Raw genomic sequence first — 4,920 nt, forward strand, 5'->3', positions numbered from 1 at the left:
CGGCCGAAACGGTCTCATCGGCACGGTGTTCGACGGTGCGCTTGTCGTCGGCAACGTCGTCGTCGGCCATGCCCTTCTTGAAGCTCTTGATGCCCTTGGCCATGTCGCCCATCAGCTCGGGAATCTTGCCGCGACCGAACACCAGAAGCACGATGACCAACACGATCATCCAGTGCCAAATCGAAAATGAACCCATAGCAAATCTCTCTCGAATGTTTTCCCTGGCGATGATCTATGCGTTTTCGCGTTGGGATTCAAACACAACCGCGACAGAGTTTATGAAAGGGTGTCGGATGTCACGCATTTTCAGCGATGCGGCCCGCTACCAAACGGCACATCTAAAGGTGCAAGACGGCTTTTGATAGGCGCTCGTGGTCAATCTTCCGTGACGCGCGGCGTCAGCAGACCGAGCTCCTCGAGATCGATGTCGGTCAGCGGATCCTCGTCCTCGGTCAGCGCGTCGGGATCGGCCGGCGGCTGCGGGATGGAGAAGTTCGACGGCATGCGGCCTGACAGCAGGCCGGCGCCCTTCAGTTCCTCCATACCCGGAAGATCGCGGATCTCTTCGAGCGCGAAATGATCGAGGAAGGTTTCGGTGGTGCCATAGGTGACGGGACGGCCGGGCGTTTTGCGCCGGCCGCGCATGCGCACCCATTCCGTCTCGAGCAGCGTATCCAGCGTCCCCTTCGAGGTCTCGACGCCTCTGATGTCCTCGATCTCGGCGCGCGTCACCGGCTGATGATAGGCAATGATCGCCAGCACCTCGAGCGCCGCCCGCGACAGCTTGCGCTGCTGCACCGTATCGCGGCTCATCAGAAAGGCGAGGTCGCCAGCGGTGCGGAACGCCCAGGCGTCGCCGACCCGGACCAGATTGACGCCGCGCCGGGCGTAGATCTGCTGCAGCTCTGTCATGGCGAGGGTAAGATTGATGCCATCGGGAAGGCGTGCGGCAAGCTGCTTTTCGCTGACGGGTTCGGCGCTGGCGAACACGATCGCCTCGGCCATGCGCACGGCTTCCGCCAGATACAGCCGCTCGGCCGGGTTCTGTACCGGATTCCCGGCCGAGGCCTGGTCGATCTCGCCGTCTTCCGACTCATCATCCATCTTGAATGGGATAACCGAAGCGTTGGCGCGTTCGCTCATGATGCCACCTCGACTGCCTTGATTGTCTGTGCGCGGTGGTCGCGCAGATAGATCGGTGCGAACACCTCGTCCTGCCGCATATCCATCTTGCGCTCGCGCACCAGTTCCAGTGTGGCCGCGAACGAACTGGCGATCGCGGTGCGCCGCTCTTGCGGGCTGGTCAGATATCGGATGAGGAAGCTGTCGAGCGTCGTCCAGTCGCGCAGCGAGCCGATCAGCCGGGTCAGGATGTCGCGAGCGTCCTTGAGTGACCAGACGCCGCGCCTGGCGATCGTCACGTTGGTGATCGCCTGCTTCTGCCGCTGCTGCGCATACGCGGTCAGGAGATCGTAAAGCGACGCCGAATAGGTGTTGCGCTTCTCGATGATGACCATTTCCGGCATGCCGCGTGCGAACACGTCGCGGCCGAGCCGGTTGCGGTTGACCAGACGCGCCGACGCATCGCGCATGGCTTCGAGCCGCTTCAGCCGGAATTGCAGCACCGCTGCGAGTTCCTCGCCGCTTTCGCCCTCTTCGCCCGGCTGCTTGGGGATCAGGAGCTTCGATTTGAGGAAGGCCAGCCACGCCGCCATCACCAGATAGTCGGCGGCAAGTTCGAGCCGCAGCGCCCGCGCCGTCTCGACAAAGGTCAAATATTGCTCGACCAGCGCCAGGATGGAAATGCGCGCCAGATCGACCTTCTGGGTGCGGGCAAGGTGCAAGAGAAGATCGAGTGGGCCTTCGAAGCCGGCCACGTCGACGACCAGCGACGGGTCGCCCGTCAGCCGTGACTCATCGTTCTCGGCCCACAGGCGGTCCATCGGTGCAGCCTTCGCGGCCTTGCTTTCCAATGCTTCCGCCACTGCCTGTCACTTCCTCTTTGCTAGGCCACCGCGTCGAAATAGGTGGCGAATTCGGCACGGCTTTCGGTTTCTTCGGCCGCGTCTCGTTTGCTTATATAGGTCATCGCCCGCTTGGCACGCTCCAGCGACTTGCCTTCAAGCCCCGTGGTGCGCGATGCGATACCCGCCATCTCCTCAAAAACACCGTTGCAGTGAAGGACCAGATCGCAGCCCGCCGCAAGGATCGAGGCCGCCTTTGTCGGGAAATCCCCAGAAAGTGCCTTCATCGAGGTGTCGTCGCTCATCAGCAGTCCATCGAAGCCGATCTCGCGTCGAATGATCTCGTCGATGACCTTGCCGGAAGTCGTCGCCGGGTTCTTGGGATCGATCGCGCTGTAGACGACATGCGCGGTCATCGCCATCGGCAGATGGTTGAGCTCACGGAACGGAGCAAAATCGTGCCGCTGCAGATCGCTGAGCGAGGCGTCGACGACAGGCAGTTCGAAATGCGTATCGGCAAAGGCCCGGCCGTGCCCCGGAATATGCTTCATCACGGGCAGCACACCGCCCGACATCAGGCCCTCGGCCGCGGCGCGGCCAAGTTCGATGACCGGACGCGGATCCTTGCCATAGGCGCGCGCGCCGATGACATCGCTGGCCCCTTCGATCGGCACGTCGAGCACCGGCAGGCAATCCGCTGATATGCCGTAGCGCAGCAGGTCGAAGGCATGCAGCCGCGCCATCAGCCAGGCGGCGCGTGCGCCGGCGTCGTGATCGTCGCGCCACAGCGCCCCAAGCGCGCCGCCGGCCGGATAATTCGGCGCCAGTGGCGGCCGCAGGCGCTGTACCCTGCCACCTTCCTGGTCGATGAACACCAGCGCGTCCGGGCGCCCGATACAGTCACGCATTTCGGCGACCAGGTCGCGGATCTGCTCGGCCTCGCCAATGTTGCGGGCAAACAGGATGAAGGCCCACGGGCATTCATTGCGATAGAAATTGATTTCTTCGCGGGTGAGCGATTTCCCGGCACAGCCGAGGATCATGGATTTTGATTCGGTCATTTCAGGAGTCTAGGGCTTCGCGCTGTCAAAGGGAATCATCCCTGACCGCATGCGGCGGGCTGCAGGACATGTTCCACATGAAAAAGTCAGGCATATGGATATCGCCATATAAAAAGCCGGCGCGGCCCAGGGCCGCGCCGGCTTTGAAGGATTGGATCGACGTCTAGCGCGATACGAAGCAGTTGCCGCCCGCGGCCTTGTAGCTGGTGCACAGATTGATGGCATCGTTGCGCGACTGAGCCGGAACGCGGACGCGGTAAAACGTTCCCTTGCCGGCAATCTCGGCCTTGACGATGTTGGCCGTGCGGCCGGAAAGCACGCTGCCATAACGGCGCTGCAGATCCTGGTAGGTCGACTGGGCGCTGTCCACCGTCGGCTGCGAAGCGATTTGTATCGACCACGCACCGCTGCCAGTCGCGGTCGAGGCCGGATCGATGGAAGCGACCTGATCGGGCTTGACCTCGCCGACCACGTCGACCGGCTGGTCGGACGGACGTTGCGGCGCGATCGCAACCTTGGCTGGCGTGTTGGCCGACTGCGCCTTGGCTTCAGCCTTGGCAGGCTTGGCGGCAGGCTTCAGAGCCGGCTCATCGTCAGCCTGCGCGGCGGCGGGCGCCACGGTGCCAGTCTGGTCGGTGCCAGTCTCGTTGGCGCCAGTCTGGTCGGCGCCAGTCTGGTCGGCGCCAGTCTGGTCGGCTCCGGCAGGCGCCACATGCTGTGGCGCCGGATCCGTCGGCTCGGCCGCGGCCACCTGCGGTGCCGCCGGTGCCGGATCCTCGCGCGCCACCAGTGAGCCGTCGGACTTGACCACCATGGTCCTGACCTTGCGCGGCGCAACGGCAACGACGTCGTTGTTGGTGCCCTTGTCGGCGTCCTGCAGGACCTGCGCGATGCGATCCTCCGACTTCGGCGCGGGCGCCGCATTGTCGGCCGGGGCCGCGCCAGCGGTCGAAACCTCGCCACCGCCATCCGTGCCGGCGGCGGCGTTCTGATCGGGAGAAAGATTGACGGCGCGGGCCGGGTCTTTCGCCTGCACGTCCACTGGTTCCTCAGTGTTGGTGACAAGCTTCTGCTGGACCGGCTCGGCGGGCTTCGCGCCCTTGACCACCGCGTCATAGACCTTGTTGTCCTGGTTCGGCACCACCGTGCCGCCCGGATTTTCCGGCTTGACCTTGATCGGCGAATTGTCCGCCTTGACGATCACCGGAGCTTCGCTGCCGCCCTTGCCGCCCAAAGACAGCGCAAAGGCGCCAAGGCCGCCCGCGACCGCAACGGCACCGACAATCGCGGCAATGAACAGGCCGCGCCGGCCCGACGGCCTGGCGGCTTCCCGCTCGCCGAGGCCCGGAACCGACATCGATTCGTCCAGCTCGGGATCGTAGTCGAGTTCATCGACGGCAAAATCGTCCGCCTGAGAGACCGGCTGGCTGCCGGGCAGATTGTCGAGATCGAAGCCTTCGGCAGCATCGGCATAGCCCGAGGCCGACGCGCGGGCGGGCATTTCCGCCGGCCGTGCCGCATAGGTCCGCGCTTCCGGCTGATAGGCTTGCCTCGGCTCTTCATATCCCGGATTGACCCCGTCATATCCCGGATTGACCTCGCCATATCCCGGATTGGCAGCGCCATATCCCGGATTGGCCGCGCCATATCCTTTATTGAACCCGGTATTGTAGGATTCGTCGGCAGCGTTGCCGGCAGTAGCAGGCGCGACCTCGACCGAATTCATCTCGGTCAGAAGGCTGGCGAATTCGGCGTCGAGATCATCATAAACGGCCGCTGCCGGCTCATCTTCCTCGAAATGCAACTCCGGAATGTCGAGATCGTCAGCCAGCGCGACGACGCGCTCCGGCACATCGACCGTCTCGACATCGGGCATCTCTTCATAGTGCGAGGAC

General features: G+C 63.8%; 5 protein-coding genes. All 5 read right to left on the minus strand.

Annotated elements, in window-relative coordinates:
* A partial coding sequence (locus tag EOA36_RS27595) for a twin-arginine translocase TatA/TatE family subunit (RefSeq protein WP_127280242.1) occupies nucleotides 1-196 on the minus strand: 196 nt, incomplete at its 3' end.
* 179 nt (nucleotides 197-375) lie between these two features.
* Entirely contained in the window at nucleotides 376-1,143 is a 768-nt protein-coding gene (scpB, locus tag EOA36_RS27600) for an SMC-Scp complex subunit ScpB (protein WP_127280243.1), read from the minus strand.
* Nucleotides 1,140-1,943 carry a ScpA family protein gene (locus tag EOA36_RS27605; protein ID WP_127280245.1) on the minus strand — a complete coding sequence of 268 codons (804 nt, stop codon included), beginning with the start codon at nucleotides 1,941-1,943 and terminating at the stop codon, nucleotides 1,140-1,142. Before EOA36_RS27605 ends, scpB begins: the two co-directional genes overlap by 4 nt.
* Before the next feature lie 62 nt (nucleotides 1,944-2,005).
* Nucleotides 2,006-3,025, minus strand: a complete 1,020-nt coding sequence (gene nagZ, locus EOA36_RS27610; protein ID WP_127280244.1) for a beta-N-acetylhexosaminidase — start codon at nucleotides 3,023-3,025, stop codon at nucleotides 2,006-2,008.
* A 163-nt stretch (nucleotides 3,026-3,188) separates the two neighbouring features.
* The coding region (locus EOA36_RS27615) for an SPOR domain-containing protein (RefSeq protein ID WP_145969336.1) at nucleotides 3,189-4,920 on the minus strand (1,732 nt) is incomplete at its 5' end.

This window comes from Mesorhizobium sp. M8A.F.Ca.ET.021.01.1.1 (assembly GCF_003998025.1).
GTDB lineage: Bacteria > Pseudomonadota > Alphaproteobacteria > Rhizobiales > Rhizobiaceae > Mesorhizobium.

Bases quoted from the DNA above. Each gene is read 5' to 3' on its own strand.
- scpB (WP_127280243.1), bottom strand. From the start codon at position 1,143: ATGAGCGAACGCGCCAACGCTTCGGTTATCCCATTCAAGATGGATGAT.
- EOA36_RS27605 (WP_127280245.1), bottom strand. From the start codon at position 1,943: ATGGACCGCCTGTGGGCCGAGAACGATGAGTCACGGCTGACGGGCGAC.
- nagZ (WP_127280244.1), bottom strand. From the start codon at position 3,025: ATGACCGAATCAAAATCCATGATCCTCGGCTGTGCCGGGAAATCGCTC.